This is a genomic window from Microcoleus sp. BROC3, from assembly GCF_036702515.1.
Taxonomy (GTDB): domain Bacteria; phylum Cyanobacteriota; class Cyanobacteriia; order Cyanobacteriales; family Microcoleaceae; genus Microcoleus.
Genome location: NZ_JAUBTQ010000008.1, coordinates 42,299 through 65,684, shown reverse-complemented (window position 1 = coordinate 65,684; position 23,386 = coordinate 42,299). Strand labels below are relative to the sequence as shown.

Sequence of the window (23,386 nt, the reverse complement as noted above, 5' to 3'; positions counted from 1 at the left end):
TAGCAATTAACGCTCTATCGTTACTACAGTATAAGCAATTATATTCTAAACAATAAGCAAGACTTGCCTTACGGCTAAAAATCTGGTTTTTTGAGAGAGGCATCGTTGCGAAACTCAATATTGATCGTGGAAACTGGGTTGTTTGGGGCAACGGCGTTCTACTAAAATTTAAAGTTAATCTGAAAAGAATTTCCACCTATTACTGGGTTTGCAGGTAAAAAGCATGAAGGTAGCCGTATTTAATACCAAATCCTACGATCGCACATTTCTGACAGCAGCCAATGTCGGCGGTCAACACGACTTGGTTTTTTTTGAACCGCATCTGACCCTGGAAACCAGCGTTTTGGCCGCTGAATTTCCGGCCGTCTGCGCGTTCGTTAACGACTGCTTGGACGCGAAAACGCTGCGGGCGATCGCCGAAAAAGGCGTCCGCTTACTGGCGCTGAGATCGGCTGGATTCAACCACGTCGATTTAGCAGCAGCCAGGGATTTAGACATAACTATCCTCCGAGTTCCCGCTTATTCTCCCTACGCCGTCGCCGAACACGCAGTCGCTCTGATTTTGTCCCTCAACCGCAAAATCCACCGGGCCTACAACCGCGTCCGCGAAGGCAATTTCGCCCTAGACGGCCTGTTGGGTTTTGACCTCCACGGCAAAACGGTGGGAATCGTCGGAACTGGCAGAATTGGCGAAATTACTGCCAAAATTTTGCACGGATTCGGGTGCCGACTCCTGGGATACGATGTTTTCCAAAGCCCCGATTGCCTCGCCCTAGGGATGGAATACGTCCCACTCCCGGAACTGTTCGCCGCCTCTGATATTGTCAGCCTGCACTGTCCGCTGATACCGGAAACTTACCATTTGATCGGTGCAGAGGCGATCGGGCAACTGAAACCGGGGATGATGCTGATCAATACCAGCCGCGGTCAGTTGATTGACACTAAAGCTGTTACCAAAGCACTGAAATCTGGTATAATTGGCTACCTCGGTTTAGATGTTTACGAACAAGAGACGGATCTGTTTTTTGAGGATTTGTCAAATCACGTCATCCAAGACGACGTTTTTCAACGTTTGCTGACTTTTCCCAACGTCCTGATTACCGGACACCAAGCTTTTTTCACCGAGGAAGCTTTGAAAAATATCGCCGAAACCACGATCGCCAATATCACCGACTTTGAACAAGGACGCCCATGCCCTAATCAAATCAACCTCGATCGAGTGAAAAAATGAGTCAAAAGACCGATTTGGCAGCGAAGGCAATTGTTTAAAATCAAGTCATATCGTTATTTTTGCTTGCAATTTGTGAAACTCTGCCTTAGTCTCATCAATTAGTCCCGGCAGCGCGGATGCTGTGCTAATTGCCGGAGAATTATACTGGCAGCAATTCACAGCCTGCAATTTTACCTGACAACGGAGGAAGTATCCAATGACACAAGCTAACTTTTCGGACGAGACACAAACAATCACTGAAGTCGTCACAGTAGACCTGGTGGAAGACAAACCGGGGGTCATGACTACAGTGACAACCACAGAAACACCGACCAGCCAGTTGCAAGATATTAAAGACCAAGTTATTACAATTTTGTCGGAACTTCCAGCCTATCTCTCTAATTTTTTTGCTGACTACCAAAAGCCCCTCATAACTGTTGGTTTAATCCTGGCAGGCGGTATTAGTATTAAGGTAATGCTGGGAGTTTTAGATGCTCTTAATGATGTCCCTTTGGTGGCTCCAATTTTTGAGTTGATTGGTATGGGATATACGGGTTGGTTTGTTTACCGCTATCTGCTCAAGGCTTCCGATCGCCAAGAGTTGTTAACGGAAATTGATTCTTTAAAAGAACAAGTTGTAGGTAAAGATTCTTAAACGGATGTTGAGGGAAGAGGGAAGTTCGGCAACGGATTCGCTCGACGGATGTAACGGATGTCAGGAAAAAGGAAGAAAGAGGGTTTTTCCCACTCTCTCATCTCCTTCCTAATCTCCACTCCTCGCTCTCCCCCTCTCCCACCCTCCCACTCTCCCCCTCTCAATTTGGATGGCAAACTTGTTGTAAAGTGGCGGTAAAGTCGGGGTAGGAAATGGCAGCAGCTTCGGCCCGGTGAATGTTAGTAATACCTGTGGCGTTGAGGGCTGCGATCGCCAAACTCATCGCTATTCTGTGGTCGGTGTAGCTGTCAACATCCGCGCCGGTCAAAGGAGTTCCCCCGGTAATTTCTAAACCGTCGGGTAACTCGGAAATTTGGGCTCCCATGCGGTTGAGTTCGGCAGCAGTCACGGCCAGCCGATCGCTCTCTTTGACTCGCAACTCGGCCGCATCTCGAATTATTGTAGTACCCGACGCAAAGATCGCCGCTACTGCCAAAATCGGGATTTCGTCAATCAGTCGGGGAATTAAGTCGCCAGCAATGGTGCATCCCCGCAATTGGCCGGAACTGCGAACCAAAATATCCGCTACAGGTTCTCCGGCGGCTTCTCGCTGATTTTGCAGTTCAATATCGGCCCCCATCATTTCCAAAGCTTCCAAAATGCCTGTACGGGTTGGGTTGACGCCGACATTTTCCACTACGAGTTCCGAACCCGGGACGATCGCCCCAGCAACTAGCCAAAATGCCGCCGAACTAATATCTCCCGGTACAATCACATTCTGCCCTTGCAGTTGTGTCGGCCCAGTGACTGTCACGCTGCAAGTTTCTGGATCGACACTCAATTGGGCTCCAAACGCTCGCAGCATCCGCTCGCTGTGATCCCGCGACAGAGCGGGTTCTGTGACTGTAGTTTCTCCACTTGCCATCAAACCGGCGAGCAAAATGCAAGATTTAACTTGAGCCGAGGCGATCGGAGAATGGTAGTGAATCGGTTTTAACTGCTGTCCCAGTATCGCTAAAGGAGCTAAAGAATTGCTTTTTCGGCCCCAAATTTGCGCTCCCATTTGTTGCAGCGGTTTAATGACGCGCGACATCGGGCGCGATCGCAGAGAACTGTCACCCGTAACCGCATAAAAACGCCCCGGATGAGACGCTAAAATTCCCAACATCAGCCGCATCGTCGTGCCGGAATTGCCAGCGTCCAAGACTTCCACAGGCTCCTCTAACTCGCCAATTCCGACGCCCGTGACTGTCACCCGTTCCGCGTTGAGTTCAGAAACTTTGGCTCCCAGGAGCGAGAAACATTTAGCCGTGCTGCGGGGGTCTTCCCCTAGGAGTAGTCCCTCAATAGTAGTTTCACCTTGGGCGATCGCACCCAACATCAAAGCTCGGTGAGAAATCGACTTATCGCCCGGAACTCGAATCCTCCCCACCAGTGATAAGCCCGAAGCAGGTTTTTGAATGCTTAAAGTTTGGCTTTTGTCAAGAAGCGTAGTAGTTATAATGTCAGCTTGCATTGAGATAAACTAGGATTGGATGGCGTTAGCTATCCTACCTTTTTCCCAGCCCTAAGTCAGTCGTCTTTTGTACGGCCTGCGGGTTTTTTCCCAATGTGTCCGGTTAACTTAAAAGCTGATAAAACTCGCCCGGAGACTCCGCTGTCAGTTCTCGATGACACGGGAGTACGGACGCAACGGCACGGATTTTACATTAATTTCACCAATATTATCCGTGTATCTGCTTAGATTTCATCTCCAGCTCTGAGTTATCGACCAGATGATTGAATTGTGACTAAACAATTTTAGATTTTCGATTGCGAGTTGTAGATTTTTCATTTTGTTAAGCAAAAGCTCCGGAATTTGGAACCCAGCCAATCTAAAGTCTAAAGTCTAAAATCTCAAATCTCAAACTGCCCGATCCACAACAACTCCTAAACTTTTATTTATGCTGACCCATCACCGCAAGCCTGTAAGTTTATCCCTGGTATCCACAGATTTACCTTTGTGGTCAGTTGTTGAAACCGCTGCTACGCTTTATCAAAAAGACCGGGAGCGTTTTCACTTGTTGTTGCACGAACCAGCCATAATCGATCGCGAATTTTCCGACGGTTCCGACAAATCTGCCGAGCAAGTGACAATCTTACCCCCAACTACAAAACCCCGGTTGCTCTGGCTAGAAGTTTCGCCCTATCGAGTCATTATGACGATGCAAGGAAACGGCAAATACAGTTACCGCCACTGCTGGGAACGAGGAATGTACGGGCTGAGCCGTTATTGGCTTCAGGGCGAATCGCTGGCGACTCCCGAACAGTTGCGACTCCGTAACTTCACTCGCAACTTGACGCTGACAGGAAAGCCGGAACCGGATCACCTGCGGTTAGAATACGAGTTGTGGTCGGAGAAAGTACAACTCGGTCGCTATATTTTGAATCTAGAAATTCATCACTAAATTAGGTAATTGCAAAGGGGTAAATAGTAGGTGAAGGCGACGCATTCCTCCAATTCATTCACCCCCCGTGGGTTGTTGGGGTTCGCGTGGCCGTCTCATAACTCAAAATTATTAGCCTTTAGCGATCGCCCTTACAATAATTAATCAGTTTGCTAGTCAAAGCGTCTTGATTTGCGGCTGCTTGATTCGCCTGTTGGCCGGCTCTAATAATATCTGCTTGAGCTGTTTGGATTTGCTCTCGACCTTCTATACTTGTAGAAGCGAGATTGCCAGCCTGAACACTTTTGCTTATGTCGCCGAGTGCTTGACTAATTTCCTGGAAGGATTTAACAGATGGCTCCTGAATTTCTTTGAGAGTTGGATCTGTGATTCGCAGATCTTCAAGTTCATTCGCTATCAGGTTCAAATTTTTAGCTAAGTTGTCGGTCGTTGCAGCATCGTTGCTGTCTTTATCAACATCAATGAGAGCGTTGCCTTTGTTGACAATTTCAGTAAATTTAGTACACTGGACAGCTCGGCTATCGCTGCAACTAATCGTCAGCGTACAGCAAGCAACAACTATCAGCAGGATGGCAATCTGTTTGCGAAAAAAGTACATGAACCCTCGCTTGCAAAAAAAGTAGATTCTGGGATTTTGTCGTAGAGTGCGTCACTCGATTTTCGATTTTCGATTTTCGATTTTCGATTTACTTGCGACATTGAATCAAAGGAGCTGGAACTTTGGTCTAAAATTAGGGATTGTCCACAAGGCGAGTGTACGCGGCACAGTATCCGTTTTTGGGTGTGTCAGCGGGCCGATCGATATATCGACTGTCGAAAAACTTTTGCGGCATTCAGACACGCTCTACTAAGCTAAACTACGTACCTGTTTAGGAACTATGGTCAAAAACAGCAATAACCTAAAGAAGGGAAGCATTTGGGGATATCTTACCCTGCTTTTGCCTATTTCCTTGACGGCGGTTGCCAGTTTCGAGTCGGGAACGATGTTTTGGGCGATCGCCACCACAGCGGGCATTGCTTGGGCTTGCAGGCTCTACCAGCAGCAGCAAAAACATAAACTCGCTCATTTAGACTCGGTTTTCTATAAGTTGATCAAGGAAAATCAAGGGCGAGTTACGGCTTTGGATTTGGCGATGAATGCGAAACTCCCGGGAGAAAAGGTTCAAGAGTATCTCGACGAACGAGCTTCTGAGTTTGCCGCCGATTTTGAAGTGACGGAACAAGGCGGAATTTTGTATTATTTTCAAATAGCTCCACCTGTCACTCCAAGCCAAACACCTAATGCGGCAATAGCTGTTCAAGAGCCTCCCACAAATCGGGAAAAAGCACAAGATAAAAAACCAAATTTGTTCCCCATTGCTCAAACCAAGACTCCTGGAAAACCAAAAATCTCTTTTACCCAGACGGAACTCTCCCGCAGATTCAAAGTTCACGCAACTACGATCGGCAAGTGGAAACTTAAGCCGGAGTTTGCTCAGTGGAGCCGCGAAAAAGACCCGGAGGATCTCGCCTGGGAATATTCTACAGAAAACAAGCGATTTTATCCCAAAGATTGAGTGCCTCCGGTATAGGCCAAAATATACCAAGAAACCCGGTCTATACGACGCTCTGCAGTTGGTAGCGAAGAATTTGGGAAGAAACCGGGTTTCTGAGATATGAGCGCGTCCTGGACTAATTTTACTGCCGTTGACCGAAAGCATCCAGGATACAAGCCCCCGGATTCATCCGTCCAGAAATAAAAAACCTGTATCCGATGAAACTTGCCCCCCGAATTTATCCGTGGGGTCAATTCTAAAATCTAAAATCTAAAATCTAAAATCTAAAATCGATTGACCGATCGACCTCTTTAGGTTATTTTAAGTAAAATCCTCTATTGTTGAGTTTGCCAAATAAAAATCGGTAAATTCGATCGTCCTATCTGTGACTTTTTTCTCCTATGTCCAAAACAACCTTGCGAGTAGTCGCCCGCCTCGCTGCCTTTCCCGACAAAGTAGCAGAACTTAAATCTCTGCTGCTGAGCATTATGGAACCCACTCGCAAAGAAAAAGGCTGCATCAAATACGAACTCCTGCAAAATCAAGCCGATCCCACAGATTTTACGTTTGTTGAAGAGTGGGAAAGTGCAGATTTGCTCGAACTACATCTCGGTTCAACTCACATTCAAGACGCCGTGCAGAAATTAGACGGTTTGGCCGTTGGGCCTCCAGATATCCGCCGCTATGAATTGCTAGCTTAATCGGGTTTTTAGAGCAATTTTTTTAAGGTTTTTGAATTAGCTTCGACCCCCCTAGCCCCCCTTAGTAAGGGGGGGACAAGAGTTCAGTTTAAATTGAAGCAGAGCTAAAAAAATTATGACAGTAGCAACAATAAAACAGTTATTTATTTATCCAATTAAGGGACTGACACCCCAAGAAATGTCGGAGTTTGCTTTAACAGCAGGACATGGAATTAAGGGCGATCGAGCTTTTGCCCTCATGTTTGCAGATAATCTTGAAGCTGCAAAGATACCCGCAGACAATGTGCCTTGGATGAGCAAAAAAAATTTTGCTGTCCAAAATGATTGGCCTTTGTTAGCAGCTTTAGAATGTGATTATCAACCGGAAACGACGGTTTTAACAGTCAAGCGTCAAGGAGTTGAAGTGTTATCCGCAGAAACGAACACAGCAGCGGGGCGCGATCGCATCGGCAGTTTTTTTACAGAATATTTGGCGGCAATTGAACCGACAAAAGAAGCGAGACACCCGCAGTTTGCACCTTTGCAATTAGTCGGCGACACCAGCGGCGAAACTCGTTATCCCGATCGAGAACCCGTACACATTTCTTTACTCAGCCAAGCCACATTAGACCAATTAACAGAAATCGCTCTTCAAAACATTGACGTGCGCCGATTTCGCCCGAACATTGTGCTAGAAGGTATGACAGCTTGGTCAGAATTTGAGTTGATCGGAAAACAGTTTCAATTAGGCACGGCGCGCATAGAAGTTACAGCACGAATCGGTCGCTGTGTCAACATAGAAGTGAATCCAGAAACAGGCGATCGGGATATTTCCCTACTCAGTTTACTCCAAAAAGAATTCGGTCACGCACAAACAGGAGTTTTAGCCAAAATTATCAACAGCGGCAAAGTTAAAATCGGCGATGTTTTGACTTCTTATTAATCAAAAGCGACATTAAGATTGTGAATGCTGCCTAACTTCCTCTACTGATAAACTCAGTGCTTCTGCCACTTGCTGTGTATTCAATCCCATGGCTAACAACCGAGGGATAGCATCCCGCCGTGCTTGGGCTTCTGCACTCAAAGCCTGCTCTGCTAAGGAAGCTCGTTCTGTACCTGTCAGAAGCAAATTGCCCTCGCTGTCCCACCACCGCAGCCACAGCATTGTCTGGTTTTGATAACTGCCTTGCCACAATCCTAATTCTACGCCCATTGGCGCGATCGGATAATGAGCGCGCGAGTTCGGAAGCAACTGCTGGTAAAACCCATTGTTCAGGTTGTAAACCTCCAGCCTGCCACTATTGATCTCATAGATGCCATAAAACGGAATCCGCATGATCCGCTCATATACCCAAAACTTCCCAGGTCTTTGCGCCGATCCAACTTCCGAGTACGATAGTGGGGTTGTGTCCCGCTCTTCTGAACCATCTCCTGATGCGAACTCCAAAGCAATCATCGGAGCCATGAATTCCCGCCACAGCACGTAAGAGCGACGAATCTGATTTCCTAATGTTGCTGGCACATTCGGCACGTAGAACCAGTCTGGAGCTTCTGCTCCCTTTTCAAGCGGGTCAGTTTCTCGCCAGTAGATACCGCAGTCTTGCCCTATAGCATATTGCCCATCGGGATGAAGCTCTTGCAATACCGACCCGATAGAATCAGTCAAAATCATGCTCTGAGGATGCTCCTGAAAATTCTTCACAAAAGTGCCATCTTCCTCTGGCAGTTGAGTGTGGTCGGGGAAGGGAGAGGGAAGGACAATCTTTTCGGTTGCCGGGGTCATGCTACCTCTCAAGTATTGCAGCTTACCTGAATATCTTAACTCATCCTGCTTCCGGCACCCTCACCTTATTACCAATTAAGTTCAGAAAATTCACTCCAAAATGTTGAACCTCCAAAAAATTAGCATAAGCAGGAGTTGACTTGTAAACTCTAAAAGTCCGCATAATTCCTAAAGTCGCGGCACTTTCCAGCGGGCCGATAAAGCTAGTATCCCTATCCAAAAAATGAGACTGCTTAGCCCAGTGTGCCATCTGAGCCGCATTCAAAAAATAGCAGCCGGAATGAGGATTCAAAGCCCGCTCAAAAGCGATTGTTTGTTCCATTATTTTTCCCTTTAACTGCCGCTGATCCTCCACATTTTGAAACTTAGCAGTAGCTGTTGCCGCTAAATCACCATCAATATATGCTTTAAAAACCGGGCCTTGAGGCGCTATTTCATAGCGATTAGGTTGCAGCAAATTTCCATTTCCCCCGTGATGTGTGAACCACTTTAATTTACTAAAAAACCACGGATCGTGCAGAATTAAATCATCTTCCAAATAACAAAAATAATCGTATTTTTCAAGACACGCTCGCAATACTGCTTGACACTCAAACCCCAACAGCAGCGGTTCGCATTTTGTAGCGTGGTGCATAAAACATCTGGGCTGCACTGGCAATTGAGGTAACAGATGATAACCTTGAGTAGTACAAACAACAATGTCAATTTCGTGCTGTTGAGATTGATTTGCTGGGATAGTTGCACATTCGCTAATGTCAATCATGGACTGAGATTTGCCGTACAAAGCTTGCAGCGATGTCACGCAAGCGGTTAAAGCATTTAGTCGCGGTTGCGGATCATTTCGCTGGGAAGCGTGTTTCCCGTCGCCGCTGGGATTGTAAAAGTGAGCAATAGTGAATAGAATTCGCATTGGTGTGGAGTAACAATTAGAAATTAAACAATAAAACAGAACGATCGCACAATAACCCTCTAAATCTTACCGCATTTAGTCACCAAACAACTCTGGCAGGCGATCGCGCAACTCAGCATTTAAACGCGGCAACTCATCCCGCATCTGTAAATACCAATCTCGGCGCTGCCGGTAGTGCCCGCACAGCAAGCGGTTGTCACGCACCCATTCGTAAGCATTCGCGGCTATTTCCCGGCGCATAGAAGTGTCTGAAATCAGCGAATTTAGTTTGGTTTCAAACTCTTTTTCATATCTATAAATAAATCCGGTTTCACCTTCGACAATCGAATGTTCGTACACGGTGGGACTTGCCAGCACCGCTACTCCCCGCCCTGCACATTCAATAAATTTTAAGTCGGATTTCGTTTCGTTAACCGGGTTGGGAACGAGCGGCAGCAAAGCTATATCGCAACTGTACATAATTTCTTGATACCGTTCGTAACTGCAAAATGGTTCAAATTCTTTTTGCTGTATTTCCAAGGATTCAAAAAACCTGCGGTCGTGGATTACTTTAACTCGAATTCGGTGCTTGTGTGCGATTAAAACTCGATTGAGTGCTGCCATAATCTGCTGCCAATCTTTTTCGCGGTTGAGCGCACCAAAAAAAATTGTGACTGTATCTTCTGCGGGATAAATTCGCGGCGGAGGTAGATAGGCTAATTGATTGGGAAATACGGCAACATTGGGATTGTAGTGCCGCAATATTTTTGCTAGCGGTTCTGTAGAAGTTTGAACGCAGTGACAGCCGCGATAGCTGAGGTAATTATTGTCGGCGTATTCGCGGCGGCGAATGGGATTGTCGTCAATTTCAGCTACTATTAAATAGCCTTGTTGCAGCAGTTCTTTGAGTTGGGGAATATAGCCGGGATATTGCATGATTGTCCGCTGCCAGATGAAGACTTTTTCTTCTCCCAGCAGCGGGGGAATTAACTCTGCTGTTTTCACGCCGGATACGGTGCGGACACCGGGAATGGTAGCGCTAAATTTGTCCGGTTCCAAAACTCGCACGCGATCGCACCCTGTAGGAGCCATAATGATAGTCTGAATCAGCAGTCTGCGCGCAGTTACGGTCGATTTGGTCGATCGCACGATATAATGTTCAGCACCTGTTTCCGTAGCAAAGCTGCTCGATGTTAGCTCTAAAGCCTTTACCATTGGATGCAGTAATTCCTGAAAGCGGACAAAATTTTCGGTTTTGTGTCCCTTCCCTTGAAATTCATAAACCTGCAATCCGGCTTGAGCAAATAGTGATTTAATACTTTCTAGGGTAAACCAGTGCTGCATCTTGCTGTCGGGATTCTCCCACTGTCCCCGCAACAGATTGACAATTCGCCGCCAGTATTGAACATTAGGGATTCTGGCGAGAATTTGCCCCTCTGGATTCAGCAAACCACTGTACTGCTTGAGGACTTCCCAAGGGTTTTTGAGATAGGGTAGCAAGTCACCAAAAATTAAGCAATCGATGGTTCCTGGAGCGATGTCGAGACTTTCGATGGCAATTTCTTCAATATCGGCTACCGTCACCCAGTTTAGCCGATCGACAGCAATTTTAGCTTTTTCTCGATCGCATTCAATGCCAATATACTGACAATAGGGATTGATCAGCTTGTACTGTTCGCCCGTCGAGCCCGTACCGCAGCCAATTTCAACAATGACTTTAGCATCCGGCGGTAGCAGCTTCAAGAAGTCGTGGTTGGCGCGATCGATCACTTTGTCTAAAATTCCTGATTAGTTTATCGTAAAATAAAACAGAGCAACCCATGCCGACAGACAACCAGCCGAAGGTTAGCATTGCGATGCCAGTATACAATGGCGATCGCTACATTTGTCAAGCACCAAATTTTCTGTTGCCAACTCTTTCTCTTCCCTCTTCTCTTGCTTTGCCTCAAAAGCGTCAAGAGCGTTTCATGTAAATCTTGTTCACCAATCCTGCAAGGATTGCGATATGTTAGCAAATATTGGGCATAATTATAATTTATTCTCAACACCTACCCTCCTTTAGTGCAATTGAGACGATCAATTAATTATGTTTTTTCCCAAAGAACAAACACAATACTTTGCTGAATACATTAAAAAACATGAACCAAAATCTAGGAATTAACATCGCCGGTTACATCAACGGCGAATTTGGCATAGGAGAAGGTGTCAGAGCAAATATCAGAGCCGTAGAAGCGGTCAACATTCCCTTCAATATTAACAATTTTACCCTTAGTCCCCACCGCAAGCAAGACACCACCTACCAAAATTTTAGCCAAGACAATCCCCATCCCGTAAACTTAATTCAAGTCAACGCCGATGAAGTTGCAACATTTATCAAACATACAGGTTCCAGCTATTTTGAAAACAAATACAATATCGGCTTTTGGGCCTGGGAACTTCCCGCATTTCCCCCAGAATTGCAGCCCGCATTTAATCACTTTCACGAAATATGGACTTACAGCAACTATTGCGCCGAGGCAATTTCTGCATTAGCGCCAATTCCCGTCATCAAAATCCTGCCCAGTATTGCTCTACCCTCACCTTCCCCGAACAGAGAAGCACTGGATTTACCTAAAGATAAATTTATTTTTCTGTTTGTATTCGACTTTTCCAGCCGCATCGAACGCAAAAATCCTTTAGCGGTAATTCAAGCGTTTAAACACGCTTTCGGTGAAGATGACAGCGTATTGTTGATTGTCAAATCTTCTAATTCAAACAAATTTACCGCAGCTCAAGCATCCTTAAACTCAGCCATAGCACATAATTCAAATATCAAACATCTAGACGGGTATTTGTCCAAAGATGAAATTAACGGTTTGCTCTACAATTGCGACTGTTACGTATCGCTGCACCGCTGCGAAGGATTCGGCTTAACAATGGCTGAAGCCATGTTTTACGGCAAACCCGTAATTGCCACCGGCTATTCATCAAATACAGAATTTATGAATGTCGGCAATAGCTATTTAGTCAAGTATAAGTTAATCCCAATTGAGAAAGATTGCGGGCCTTACAAAAAAGGCAATTTTTGGGCAGAAGCGGATGTCGAACACGCTGCCGATTCAATGCGGTACGTCTTCAACAATTACCGGGAAGCTCAACAAATTGGAGCGATAGCTGCTGAGGAAATTAAGAATTTACTCAACCCCCAAGCTACAGGTAATAAAATTAGAAAACGTCTCGAATATATTGCCGAGATTACCGATAACTTTCAAAGCATACCTCAGTCAAGAAAATCCCAAGCGAAATCTGCCAAAATTAGGACTAACTTGTCGCCATCTCAGCCAAAAAATCAATCAAAAGCAGAACTGCAAAACGGGCAGCCGAAGGTTAGTATTTGCATTCCGACATACAACGGAGAAGCATTTATTGCGGAAACAATTAAAAGTGCTTTGGCTCAAACCTACCCCAACATAGAACTGATTGTATCCGATGACGGCTCCACAGACCGCACAATTGCGATCGCCCAATCATTCCAATCAAAAACCTCAGTCGATTTCCGCATCATACTGCACCGCAACTACGGCTTATCACAAAACTGGAATTTTTGCATATCCCAAGCAAAAGGTCAATACATTAAATTTCTCTTTCAAGACGACTTGCTCGCACCCGAATGTATTGAAAAAATGGTCGCACTCGCCCAAAAATACCCAGAAATAGGTATGGTTTTCTCCCCGCGCGGCATCACCATAGCTGAAGAGGAATCTAGCCCCATTTTGCGGAGAGCTTCCAAATCAATTAAAGATTTGCATAAAAGTTGGTCGAAGTTAAAAACAATTCAACCGGGAAAAGCAATGCTAGCAGATACTAACTGCTTGAACAACCCCATCAATAAAATTGGCGAACCGAGTACCGTCTTAATTGCCGCCCGAGTCTTTGAAGAAATAGGATTGTTTGATTCGGGATTGTCTCAGTATGTAGACTTAGATATGTGGTGGAGAATCATGGGCAATTATCACATTGGATTCATAGACGAAAAACTCTCTTCGCTCAGGATTCATCCCGAACAACAAACTTGGAAAAACTTCGCTGCTGGCGAAAATCATAAAGATGTAGTCAGATTTTACAAAAAACTACTAAATAGTCCTGATTACAATTTCCTGAATCAATCAATAAAAGAGAAAATTCGCCAAAAATTGGCATTGAGAACCCAGCCAAATTTATCTGAATTGTCAGCACTGCTTGAGCAGTACAAAAAATTGCCATTAAACCAGTCTATTCTCGCGCAACTCCGCCAATACCGCCAACAGCTAGCTGAATATTGGCTGAATTTGCCAGAGAAAAAATTAGAAAACGCTTACTCGCAAGAAGCGGGAAAAGCTCATAAATTGCTACTAGATAGCAGGCTCAAAAATGAAAGTTTAACCGAGTCAGAACAACGTTTTGTCCAGCAGTTATCCTCGAAACTTGCTGAAAAAGGGGAAATTGCCGATAAAATTCAATATCCCCTCGCAGCGATGCTGTACCGCGACGCTTATCAGTTGCCGCTAGAGTATAGAAATGCAGCGATTCCCCAGTGGTTTTTTGACGATTTTTTGAAATTCTTATTTCAGTCTCCCAGTTATTTTCAACAAAAGTCGGAAGTTGAAAGGTACTCTGAATATTTTCAGCAGCTTATCAAGTATGTCGCTGCTAATATCGTCAGTTTTCCCGATTCAGAAGTTTGGCGTTATTTGGCGGCTTTTATTGCGAAAAGTGTTAGTTTCAAAGCTTTGTATTTGAGCGAGGCAAATCTGGTCACTATATTCAGTCAGCGAGCGGATATTCTGGAATTTTATTTAAAAAATATCGGCTGTCAAGTAGACTGGAATTTTCCTCAAAGAGAACCTGAAAGAAATAAAATTCGAGCGGGTTTTTTGCTTGATAAAATTAGCGATAAATTCGAGAGTCGTGCAGCAATTTCGACTTTTGAATATTTAGACAGAAACAAATTTGAAATTATCGTGTACCATTTCCAGGTACAAGACGAGCGACTGGGGAAGTATTGCGAAAGTTGCGCCGACAAACTGGTGCCACTGTCAGAAGATTTGCCCCAGCAAGTCCGAGAAATTCGATCGCACGATTTAGATATTCTGCTAATCTGCACCAATACCGCCGACACTTCCCAACCAAGCGCCCTGCTGTGCGTGCACCGACTAGCGCGGGTGCAAATAGCTACCAATGCGTCAACACCCGCAACCACCGGAACCGGAAATATCGATTATTTCATTGCCGGAGATTTGACATTGCCCGCAGGTGCGGCAGCAGAGTATCGCGAAAAATTAATTACCTTAGAAGGCTCGGGATTTTGTTTCAACTATCCTGTAGAATCAACACCTGCCAGAGTTGAACCGACTCGCAGCAGTTGGGGAGCCACTGAGGAATCTGTAGTTTTCATGTCCGGCGCTCAAGCTTTTACAATTATCCCAGAATTGAGAGAAACTTGGGCAAAAATTATTGCCGCCGTACCGAATTCTATTTTAGTTTTGTATCCCTTTGGTTCTCGCAATGAAAACTATCCGACCGTGCCTTTTTACAAACAAATTCGATCGCTCTTTGCCGAATTTGGGATTGACAAAAATCGCTTAGTTGTGATTAAAGCGCTGCCATCTCGCGCAGATTGCATAAAATGTCTGGAATTGGCTGATATATATTTAGACTCCTATCCATACAGCAGTGTCTGCTCCTTAGCAGAAGCGCTGTTGGCCGGGTTGCCTGTAGTGGTAAGCAAAGGGCAAACAACTCGCTCGCGACAATCAGCCGCCGTGCTAGAAGAACTGTTACTTCCGGAACTGGTAGCAAACAGCGAGAACTCTTATTTAGAGCTGAGTAAAGCACTGGGAACCAACCCAGAACTGCGCCGGCACTACCGCGCTCAAATCCAGCAAAAAATGGCGGCAAACCCCAAATATCTCGACAGTCGCGCTGGCTCGACCCAACTCGGAACACTCTTTGAAAGACTGTTCCGAGAGTGAAGGAAGAAGGCAGTTCGGCAACGAAGCAGTTTACGGGATGTAACGGATGGATGTTGAGCGAACAAGGAAGATGGCAGAAGAAATATTTTCCCACTCTCCCACTCTCCCTCTCTCGCCTTATCCACCTACTATTCTGAGACCCGCGGGGAACCCCTCGCTAGGTAGAGCGTCAAGAAATAGACAGCAATAGCGCTAGCCCGCTGACGGTCTGCTATCATCGGGGAATCGAGGGGTTAGTGGTTGTCGCTCTTTTCCTGCCACAGCTAAATTAAAAGGGGAAGCGCAAGTCAGTTGGAGATAAAAAAATGACAGGACTTTTTCAAATAGGCGATAAATTACTGCAAGCTCAGGATATGCCATCGCTCCTGAAGCGGTACCAGTTGATGCCGCAATTCTTGCGGGGTGTAATAGTAGACCAAGCGATCGCATCCTTTAGTTGCAGCGATGAAGAACGCCAATCCGCCGTCGAGAACTTTCTGGTACAACACCAACTGACAGCCCCCGAAGCCAAAGAAGCTTGGCTGCGCAGCCAAAACATGACGGAAGAAGAACTTCAAGAGATGGCCGTCAGGCCCTTGCTGATCGAAAAATTTAAGCAAGCCACTTGGAGACCTAAAGTAGATAATTATTTTTTAACCCGCAAAGCCAGCCTAGACCACGTAGTCTATTCCCTGGTACGCACCAAAAATCCAGCACTGGCAAACGAACTTTACTTTCGCATCCTCGAAGGGGAACAAACCTTTGCTGAAGTGGCCCGCGACTATTCCGAAGGGCCCGAGTCTAAGTCAGGCGGCTTGTTGGGCCCAGTACCCCTCAGCCAGCCCCACCCGGCAATCAGCAAACTTTTGTCCGTCAGCCAGCCAAATCAACTCTGGACGCCGCGTCCTCTGGCAGAATGGATGGTAATTATTCGACTAGAAAAGTTCATGCCGGCCCAGCTCGATGAATCGATGCGGCTGCACTTGATTAACGAACTCTTTGAAAGCTGGCTCGCCGAACAGATATCGCAAATAGGCCCGCTACAGCCCCTCTCCTCCGTGTCTTCAATATCATGACTTCTTCCGCTGTTTCCCTCTCGCAGATTCAGGATTTCCTAGCTCAAACACCTCCCTTTGACCGGCTCTCAGAGACGGCTCTGTCAGCCTTGGTGGCTAAATGCCAACTCCTCGGCTACCGGACGGGGCAACCGCTGTTTGAACGGGAAAAAATGCCGACTCAGGTGGCAATTATCTATCAAGGTCAGGCCCGGCTGCTGGGCTTTGACCAGCGCTCGCAGCGCCACGTAAGTTTGCGCTTGGTGCAGTCGAAGGAAATTCTCGGCTGGGCTGGCTTGCTCAGGGGAGTTCCCTGCGAGACGGCGATCGCCTCTACAGATGTGATCGCGATCGTCCTACCTGCCGAAGATTTCCTGAACGTACTGGAAAAACAGCCGACCTTTGGAGAAGCGTTTCGCGAACACTGTTCCTTGAGCGAAGTATTTGAACTGTTGAGCCTGGAGTTGCAGCGCCAAGCCGACGGCACTTCCAATCTCAAGGAACTCACGCTGCAAGCTTGGCAAGATGCGAAAGTTGTCAACGTGCCAAACGGCAACAAAAAAACTCAAGACCTCGCCAAAGAGCTAGATGGCGATCGAGTTTGGCTCGTCAGCAGCGGCGTCTTGGGCGACTTTCCCACCGGCAGCCGCTTCTCTGTGGAAAACGCAGCCAAATCCTTAAAAGTAGAAGGCCGCCTCGGAGCCCGCTTGGTCGGCTTCCGGGAACCCCCCGAACCCCAACCCGAAACAGACTCATTAAATGGCACGACAGAGATAGTAGGCCCTGGGCAGAATCCGCCCGGCGGAAGATTAATCGAGGTTATACCCGGCCCAGAGCGTCCCCCAGAACCCGTAAGCGGTCAACAAAAGGATGCGGCAAGATACCCAGTTTTCCGCGCCAAAGGGCAGATTGACAGTCCGCTAGCTTGCTTCCAAATGTTGAGCAAGTATTTCGGTCTCAAGTTTCGTCGAGATATCATCCGCAAAGTTCTAGAAAATCAGTTAAAAACGGCTGGTTCTATCAGTATGCAAGCCTGCGGGGCGATCGCCCAAAGCATCGGCCTCACGCCTCAATTGGCGCAAGTGCCAGCAGAAGCCATCAACCGCATCAAAGCTCCCGTAATGATTAAATGGCAAGATAGCTTTGCCATTATTTACAGCATCACCGAGCAAGAATTGGTGATGGCAACCCCGGAACAGGGGCTGATGCGGAAGCGGATACCTCAGTTTAAAGAAATCTGGGGAGAATCAGGAGAAGTCCTGCTGCTGCAAGCTCCGCAAGTCGAACAAAAAGAGCAGTTCAGCTTCTGGTGGTTTGTGCCGGCTCTCATGGAACACAAGACAGTGTTTTTTGAGGTGTTGCTCGCTTCGTTTTTTGTACAGTTATTTGGTCTTGCCAACCCATTAATCAGCCAAGTAATTATTGATAAAGTATTAGGTCAGCGCAGCATTGACACCTTGGATATTTTGGGAGCATTTCTGTTAGGTGTTGCCCTGTTTGAAGGACTGCTCAACGGTTTGCGTACCTTTTTGTTTATAGATACCTCAAACCGCATTGATGTCAAATTGAGTGCGGAGGTAATCGACCACTTGCTCCGGCTGCCCCAAAATTACTTTGACAATCGGCGCGTGGGAGATTTGGTCTACAAATTCAGCATGATGGGCCAGATTCGGGAATTCATGACGAGTACAGCTCTGACAGTGGTTCTCGATGCGGTATTTTCGGTGGTTTATGTCGCCGTTATGCTCTCTTACAGCGTGCAGCTAACGTTTGTATCTTTGGCAGTCGTACCGATACTGGGGCTGATGATTGTTCTAATCAATCCGCTGGTGCTGCGCCTGATCAAACAGAGAAATATGCGTTTTGCTGACTCTCAATCTTATCTAGTGGAAGTAGTCAGCGGGATTCAAACTGTTAAGGCTCAAAATATTGAATTGAAATCCCGCTGGGAGTGGTCGAGCCGCTACGCCAAATACATTACAGCCAGTTTTAAAACAATTATCACGGGAACTACCGCAGGTACGATTAGCAGCTTTTTAAACCAGGTGGGTAACTTGGCTCAGTTGTGGGTGGGAGCTTATTTGGTACTGGGAAATGAGATTACTTTGGGTCAGTTGATTGCTTTCCGAATTATTTCCGGGAACGTGACGGGTTCGCTGCTGCGTTTTGTGAGCGTGTGGCAGAGTTTCCAAGAAGTCTCGATGTCGATCGATATGCTCAAGGATGTGGTCGATACGCCGACGGAAACCAGCGATGAAGACCGCAGCAATATCCCGCTGCCGGCAATTCAAGGGCAGGTTACCTATGAGGAGGTTTCCTTCCGATTCCTGGAAAGCGGCGCACTGCAATTGGCGAATGTGAATTTGGAATTTCCCGCTGGCAGTTTTGTGGGAATTGTGGGGGGAAGCGGTTCCGGTAAAAGTACGGCGATGAAGCTGTTGCAGCGTCTTTATCCGCCGCTGTCGGGCCGGATTTTTATTGACGGCTATGACATTTCTAAGGTGGAACTTTACTCGCTCCGCAGCCAACTAGGGGTGGTATTGCAAGATACTTTGCTGTTTAACTGTACTGTGCAGGAAAATATTGCTCTGAGCAATCCCGATGCGAGTACGGATGAGATTGTGCGAGCTGCGAAATTAGCGGTAGCTCACGATTTTATTATGGGCTTGCCTGCTGGCTACAATACGATAGTCGGAGAGCGGGGTGCGTCGCTTTCTGGGGGTCAAAGGCAGCGTTTGGCGATCGCCCGCACGATTTTGCAAAACCCGAAACTGCTGATTTTGGACGAAGCTACAAGCGCCCTCGACTACCATTCCGAACGCCAAGTTTGCAATAACTTAGCAGAAGCTTTCGCCGGTCGCACGGTGTTTTTCATTACTCACCGCCTGACTACAATCCAAAACGCCGACATAATTATTATGATGGATCAAGGTTCTGTAGTCGAACGGGGAACTCATAAAGAATTAATGGCTCTTAAAGGGCGTTACTACTGCCTATTCCAACAACAAGAGTCATCGAATACCTGATATCTAACAAGTCACAACAGATAACAACAGATAACTAACAAATGGCCATGAAATCGGTAATACTTTCTGAGCAACCAGTCATTCTAGAAAAACCAGCGATTTGGTCGCACTTGTTTTTGTGGATGATCATGCTGATGACCACTTCTGGTGTAATTTGGGCTTATTTTGCTAGCGTAGAGCAAGCTGTCCCCGCTGTCGGCCAATTAGAACTCAAAGATGGTGCTAGAGACATCCAAGCACCTGCTACGGGCGCTGTGGTGAGACTTCACGTTGAAAATGGCGATCGGGTGGAAAAAAACCAACCTCTGCTCACATTCAACCCCCTTGCACCCAGTGCAGATTTAACATCGATCCAGAAAACTAAAGAAGCTCTGGAAAAGGAAAATAAATTTTACGAAGATGTTGTCAACGGCAAAATTCAAGGCGCTGTTCCTTCTAACCTAGAATCAACAATTAAGGACAGACAGAGCCTCACGGCACAAAATCAAGTGCTGCAAGCTTTGATTGACGAACTGTATCTCAATCGGGGAGCTAGCGGAAGTTTTGATGCAGCCCAGCAAGGACTTTATGTTAATTATCGATCGGAATTTCTGTCTCGCGTCGCCGCAGCTCAAGGCCAAGTTCAGGAGTTGGAAAAACAACTGAAGCAAGCTCAGGATGCTGAGAAAGCCGCCGGCGATCAAATGACAGTGGCACAGCAACAATTGGGTTTTGCCCAGAACCAATTAAATTATGCTCAGCAGCAGTTAAGTTCTTCGCAAGAGCAAGTAAAATCAGCCTTGGCTCAGAAAGACTTGGCCGAAGAACAGTTGACGAAATCCCAACAAGTATTGAAGTCGAATCAAGGCATTTTGGGGAGACTAGGCCCGCTGGTGGAGGAAGGAGCCATCGCTGAACTGCAAAGAGAACGTCAAGAACAAGATGTTTTCAAAGGTCAAAGCGACGTTCTCAAACAGCAAGATCAAATCAAGCAGCGCGAAGGTGAAATCAACGCCCGCAAAGGCGAAATTAACACGCGCCGAGGTGAGATAAATACGCGCCGCGGTGAAATTAACGCGCGTCAAGGTGATATCCAAAAAATTAGTGCTGACATACAGCGCCAGCAAGGAGAGCAAGCGCGCATTCAGGAGTCCATCGCCCGCGCCGAAGAACAGTTGAAAAACACCAAGGATTCCTGGGCCAAAGAACTTTATACCAAAATTGCTGAAAACCAGAAACAAATTGCCAGCAGCGATTCTCAGCTAAGTCGCTTCAAAGTGGAAAACCTGAAAAAGCTGTCCGAGGTGAACGCTCAGCTAGAAAAGGCTCAACAAAACCGCGACACTCAAGTGATGAAGTCTCCGGTATCTGGCGTTATCTTCGATTTGAAACCTTCTACGAAGGAGAAAGCTAAGTTGGATATGGCGAAAGATCCGATATGCCAATCCATTATTAATACGGTCGTGAAACCGGGCGAACCGCGCCCAAAACGCTGCGAAGAAGCTTATTACGAAGCGCAGCAAACTGAAAAGCTACTCAAGGTTTTGGATGACGAAAACGGTCTGGAAGCAGTTGTTTACCTGGAAAACAGCAACGTGGCTCTCGTATTGGATGCTTTGAGGCAGAAACGAGATAAGTTGGAACCCTATCACGGCAAACAATTGGATGGAGAAAAGATTGACTGCGAAAAAGGTAAAAGTTGTGTGTGTCCTGAGAAGGAAGTTAACAGAGAGAAACTGGGTTTGACGAAATACCAATGCGTGCCTGTGGAAGTGAATGTTGAAGCTTTCCCGGCGATGGAGTTTGGTACTGCTGAGGGTGAAGTGAAAGAGATTAGCAGCGATGCTGAGCCTCCTACTGAACTGCGGAAATACTACGCTTTCAAAACTAAAATTAAGCTCAAGAATCAGAAATTTGTTTTGAACAAGGGTAAGGCAAATCAAGTTGAGGTGAATTTGCAGTCGGGAATGTCCGTGAGTTCTAATATCAACATCGGCAAGCGGACTGTTTTGCAGATGTTTATCAACCGATTTACTGGCAAATTGGATACGTTCAAGACTGTTAAGTAATTCGGTTAACCGCTATAAATAAGTAGGGTGCGCAGGGCGCACCTTACCGATGCAAGTAAATACAATCTCCTCGGTCGAATTAGGTGGTTAGAACCCCTCAAAAGTCAAACTTTCGGCGGCTCGACTAAGCTTCACCGAACTTCCTTCGCTGACTAAAAAATAAAGAGTATTTAAGCCGGGTTGATATAAAATGGTGATGGCAATCGGTGCGATCGCACATTCATGAAAAAATTTATTTTATTTACTATATATCTGATTCCTGTCCTCTTATTAATCGGATTTGTAGCGAATTTTAGCGTTAACGTTCCCGTTGATGACGAGTGGAGGTTAGCTAGCCTTTTTGAAAAAATAGCTCAGGGAAATGTAACTTTTAACGATTTTTGGGCTTTGCACAGCAATCACCGGATACTTTTCCCGAAAATAATTATTGCAGTGCTGGCTTTTGCTTCCAGATGGAATATTAATTATCCGCTGTGTCTCAGCATAGGTTTGGCTGGGATAACTTTTATCGCTATGTACAAGTTGTCCTCGATGCAAGTTAAGAATGTTGGGGATGATTTGTGGCATTTAGCTAATATTTTAACTTGTATTTTGCTTTGCTCTCTAGTTCAGCACGAAAACTGGCTTTGGGGATTTCAATTAGCGTGGTTTTTCGTAAATTTGTGTTTTGTCGCTGCGGTTTATGCACTGGTTTCAAATCACAAATTATTGCCGAATATAGCCGTTTTCAATCGGATGAAATACAGTAAGGACACGGCAGTGCCGTGTCCCTACCCGCTATCTGTACTTCACTATATTAGAATCTCTATTGCTGCTGTCTTCTGCTTTATTGCTAGTTTTTCCCTAGCCCAAGGTTTGCTTTCTTGGTTGGCAGCAATTCCGGTTGTAGCGGCTTTAGTAGGAAATGCCGCGCAGAAAAGAAAAATAATTATTGTATGGATGCTGCTGTTTGCGGCAACTTGTGCTGTTTACTCAATTGATTATCATCCCAGCCGGAAAGCAAGTATTATTTCATTGTTGAGCAAGCCACTTGTGGTGATTGATTATTTTTTGAGTTTGTTGGGTTCACCACTGGTGCGTTTTCCCGGTATTTCTGCACTGGTTGGCTTGCTAATATTTGCAATTTTCTTATTTTTGGGATTTTATTTCTTCGTCATTGCGAGCCCTGCGAAGCAATCTCCAGCCCCAGCGATTGCTTCGTACCTCGCAATGACAAATAGGAATGATATTAGTAGTGAAAATTACGAGGCTTTACCTTGGCTGTCAATAGGTTTGTTTTCGGTTTTGTCGGCTCTGTTTATTACGGCTGGCAGAGCGGAATTTGGGGCGATTCAGGCGCTCGAATCGTCGAGATATACGACGAATTCGATTTTGCTGTTAATTGCTGTGGTTCAGCTAGGGCAATTGTTTGTTCGAGCTAAATATCAAGAAACAAAAGCAACGTTAAAGCGTAATTATAAATTTATTTATCGGGTAGTGGCTGGGCTGTTAATTGGTATAATTATTGTTAACTCTCAACAGGCGATCGCCCAAACTAGATTAGCACTTCCTTACAAACAAGGCGCTCAAGATTGTTTGCAGTTAATCAACTATCTGGAACCGTCGGATTTTTTTGATAATTCGCCGGAAAGCTGTTTGAGGGTGCTGAGCAAAAAAACTTGGCTGGTGAGAGAAGGCGCTGCAATTATCGACAAAATAGGTTGGAGAAAGTTCGCAAAAAATGTAGAGTTTATTTCTAATACCGAGAAAGTTTACGGTTATTTAGACAAACCTCAAACCAGCGAGAAATCGGTGACTGTCAAGAAAAATGCTGCTGTCAAGGCTGCCGGTTGGGCGGTTTTGCCAGGAAATTTGAAACAACCAAATATTGTACTGCTATCTGTCGGCGATAAACAATCTTTTTTTGCTAACGCTTATATAAATTTGGACAGTCCCGACATCGCTAAGAGTTTAAAATCTGATTTGTACAACAATGCAAGGTGGGCTGTTGATTTGTCGGATAATAATTTGCCGATCGCCCAAACCGAAATTAAAGCTTGGGTGTATAATCCTGTTGACAACCAGTTTGTCCAGTTGCGCGGAGGATGAG

At 45.9% G+C, this 23,386-nt stretch carries 17 protein-coding genes; 12 read left to right on the top strand and 5 right to left on the bottom strand.

Annotated elements, in window-relative coordinates; all coding sequences use genetic code 11:
- Positions 1-223: 223 nt before the first annotated feature.
- Positions 224-1,231: a 2-hydroxyacid dehydrogenase gene (locus QUB30_RS07125; RefSeq protein WP_333331120.1), complete on the top strand. Its 1,008-nt coding sequence runs from the start codon at positions 224-226 to the stop codon at positions 1,229-1,231.
- Between the two features lie 196 nt (positions 1,232-1,427).
- Positions 1,428-1,865: a CAAD domain-containing protein gene (locus QUB30_RS07120; RefSeq protein WP_333331117.1), complete on the top strand. Its 438-nt coding sequence runs from the start codon at positions 1,428-1,430 to the stop codon at positions 1,863-1,865.
- Positions 1,866-2,025: 160 nt separating this feature from the next.
- Here the strand turns inward: QUB30_RS07120 and aroA are convergent, their stop codons facing one another.
- A complete protein-coding gene (aroA, locus tag QUB30_RS07115) occupies positions 2,026-3,381 on the bottom strand; it encodes a 3-phosphoshikimate 1-carboxyvinyltransferase (protein WP_333331113.1) in 1,356 nt (451 codons plus the stop codon).
- Between the two features lie 427 nt (positions 3,382-3,808).
- Between aroA and QUB30_RS07110 the strand changes: the two genes are divergently transcribed.
- Positions 3,809-4,312, top strand: a complete 504-nt coding sequence (locus tag QUB30_RS07110) for a hypothetical protein (RefSeq protein WP_333034823.1) — start codon at positions 3,809-3,811, stop codon at positions 4,310-4,312.
- Positions 4,313-4,430: 118 nt separating this feature from the next.
- On the opposite strand, the gene QUB30_RS07105 is transcribed toward QUB30_RS07110, so the two are convergent.
- Positions 4,431-4,910 (bottom strand): hypothetical protein, encoded by a 480-nt coding sequence (locus QUB30_RS07105; protein WP_333331110.1) that lies wholly within the window; start codon positions 4,908-4,910, stop codon positions 4,431-4,433.
- Between the two features lie 280 nt (positions 4,911-5,190).
- Here QUB30_RS07105 and QUB30_RS07100 point away from each other — a divergent pair, with 280 nt between their 5' ends.
- The 3 genes from QUB30_RS07100 (at position 5,191) to QUB30_RS07090 (ending at position 7,470) form a co-directional block, all read left to right on the top strand.
- A complete protein-coding gene (locus QUB30_RS07100) occupies positions 5,191-5,868 on the top strand; it encodes a hypothetical protein (protein WP_333331107.1) in 678 nt (225 codons plus the stop codon).
- Positions 5,869-6,248: 380 nt separating this feature from the next.
- Positions 6,249-6,548 (top strand): putative quinol monooxygenase, encoded by a 300-nt coding sequence (locus tag QUB30_RS07095; RefSeq protein ID WP_190656699.1) that lies wholly within the window; start codon positions 6,249-6,251, stop codon positions 6,546-6,548.
- Between the two features lie 115 nt (positions 6,549-6,663).
- Positions 6,664-7,470 carry an MOSC domain-containing protein gene (locus QUB30_RS07090; protein ID WP_333331103.1) on the top strand — a complete coding sequence of 269 codons (807 nt, stop codon included), beginning with the start codon at positions 6,664-6,666 and terminating at the stop codon, positions 7,468-7,470.
- A 12-nt stretch (positions 7,471-7,482) separates the two neighbouring features.
- Here the strand turns inward: QUB30_RS07090 and QUB30_RS07085 are convergent, their stop codons facing one another.
- The 3 genes from QUB30_RS07085 to QUB30_RS07075 form a co-directional block, all read right to left on the bottom strand.
- Entirely contained in the window at positions 7,483-8,310 is an 828-nt protein-coding gene (locus QUB30_RS07085; protein WP_333331100.1) for a Uma2 family endonuclease, read from the bottom strand.
- A 40-nt stretch (positions 8,311-8,350) separates the two neighbouring features.
- Entirely contained in the window at positions 8,351-9,220 is an 870-nt protein-coding gene (locus QUB30_RS07080; protein ID WP_333331097.1) for a calcium-binding protein, read from the bottom strand.
- Between the two features lie 75 nt (positions 9,221-9,295).
- Positions 9,296-10,969 (bottom strand): methyltransferase domain-containing protein, encoded by a 1,674-nt coding sequence (locus QUB30_RS07075; protein ID WP_333331093.1) that lies wholly within the window; start codon positions 10,967-10,969, stop codon positions 9,296-9,298.
- A gap of 50 nt (positions 10,970-11,019) precedes the next feature.
- On the opposite strand from QUB30_RS07075, the gene QUB30_RS07070 reads away from it, so the two are divergent.
- The 6 genes from QUB30_RS07070 to QUB30_RS07045 all read left to right on the top strand — a co-directional run bounded on the left by QUB30_RS07070 (position 11,020) and on the right by QUB30_RS07045 (position 23,385).
- A complete protein-coding gene (locus tag QUB30_RS07070) occupies positions 11,020-11,172 on the top strand; it encodes a hypothetical protein (RefSeq protein ID WP_333331090.1) in 153 nt (50 codons plus the stop codon).
- Between the two features lie 165 nt (positions 11,173-11,337).
- On the top strand, positions 11,338-15,189 hold the full coding sequence (locus QUB30_RS07065; protein ID WP_333331087.1) for a glycosyltransferase: 3,852 nt from the start codon (positions 11,338-11,340) through the stop codon (positions 15,187-15,189).
- 305 nt (positions 15,190-15,494) lie between these two features.
- Positions 15,495-16,244 (top strand): peptidylprolyl isomerase, encoded by a 750-nt coding sequence (locus tag QUB30_RS07060; RefSeq protein ID WP_333331084.1) that lies wholly within the window; start codon positions 15,495-15,497, stop codon positions 16,242-16,244.
- Positions 16,241-19,249, top strand: a complete 3,009-nt coding sequence (locus QUB30_RS07055) for a peptidase domain-containing ABC transporter (RefSeq protein ID WP_333331080.1) — start codon at positions 16,241-16,243, stop codon at positions 19,247-19,249. The genes QUB30_RS07060 and QUB30_RS07055 overlap by 4 nt, the downstream gene beginning before the upstream one ends.
- Positions 19,250-19,290: 41 nt before the next feature.
- Positions 19,291-21,297, top strand: coding sequence for a chromosome partitioning protein ParA (locus QUB30_RS07050; RefSeq protein WP_445300471.1), 2,007 nt, complete (start codon positions 19,291-19,293; stop codon positions 21,295-21,297).
- 222 nt (positions 21,298-21,519) lie between these two features.
- On the top strand, positions 21,520-23,385 hold the full coding sequence (locus QUB30_RS07045) for a hypothetical protein (protein WP_333331073.1): 1,866 nt from the start codon (positions 21,520-21,522) through the stop codon (positions 23,383-23,385).
- Position 23,386 lies beyond the last annotated feature (1 nt).

Excerpts from the sequence above, each read along its gene's own strand:
- QUB30_RS07055 (WP_333331080.1), top strand. The coding sequence starts at position 16,241 with ATGACTTCTTCCGCTGTTTCCCTCTCGCAGATTCAGGATTTCCTAGCT.
- QUB30_RS07110 (WP_333034823.1), top strand. The coding sequence starts at position 3,809 with ATGCTGACCCATCACCGCAAGCCTGTAAGTTTATCCCTGGTATCCACA.
- QUB30_RS07125 (WP_333331120.1), top strand. The coding sequence starts at position 224 with ATGAAGGTAGCCGTATTTAATACCAAATCCTACGATCGCACATTTCTG.
- QUB30_RS07090 (WP_333331103.1), top strand. The coding sequence starts at position 6,664 with ATGACAGTAGCAACAATAAAACAGTTATTTATTTATCCAATTAAGGGA.
- QUB30_RS07070 (WP_333331090.1), top strand. The coding sequence starts at position 11,020 with ATGCCGACAGACAACCAGCCGAAGGTTAGCATTGCGATGCCAGTATAC.
- QUB30_RS07080 (WP_333331097.1), bottom strand. The coding sequence starts at position 9,220 with ATGCGAATTCTATTCACTATTGCTCACTTTTACAATCCCAGCGGCGAC.
- QUB30_RS07120 (WP_333331117.1), top strand. The coding sequence starts at position 1,428 with ATGACACAAGCTAACTTTTCGGACGAGACACAAACAATCACTGAAGTC.
- QUB30_RS07105 (WP_333331110.1), bottom strand. The coding sequence starts at position 4,910 with ATGTACTTTTTTCGCAAACAGATTGCCATCCTGCTGATAGTTGTTGCT.
- QUB30_RS07050 (WP_445300471.1), top strand. The coding sequence starts at position 19,291 with ATGGCCATGAAATCGGTAATACTTTCTGAGCAACCAGTCATTCTAGAA.
- aroA (WP_333331113.1), bottom strand. The coding sequence starts at position 3,381 with ATGCAAGCTGACATTATAACTACTACGCTTCTTGACAAAAGCCAAACT.
- QUB30_RS07060 (WP_333331084.1), top strand. The coding sequence starts at position 15,495 with ATGACAGGACTTTTTCAAATAGGCGATAAATTACTGCAAGCTCAGGAT.
- QUB30_RS07100 (WP_333331107.1), top strand. The coding sequence starts at position 5,191 with ATGGTCAAAAACAGCAATAACCTAAAGAAGGGAAGCATTTGGGGATAT.
- QUB30_RS07045 (WP_333331073.1), top strand. The coding sequence starts at position 21,520 with ATGAAAAAATTTATTTTATTTACTATATATCTGATTCCTGTCCTCTTA.
- QUB30_RS07095 (WP_190656699.1), top strand. The coding sequence starts at position 6,249 with ATGTCCAAAACAACCTTGCGAGTAGTCGCCCGCCTCGCTGCCTTTCCC.
- QUB30_RS07065 (WP_333331087.1), top strand. The coding sequence starts at position 11,338 with ATGAACCAAAATCTAGGAATTAACATCGCCGGTTACATCAACGGCGAA.
- QUB30_RS07085 (WP_333331100.1), bottom strand. The coding sequence starts at position 8,310 with ATGACCCCGGCAACCGAAAAGATTGTCCTTCCCTCTCCCTTCCCCGAC.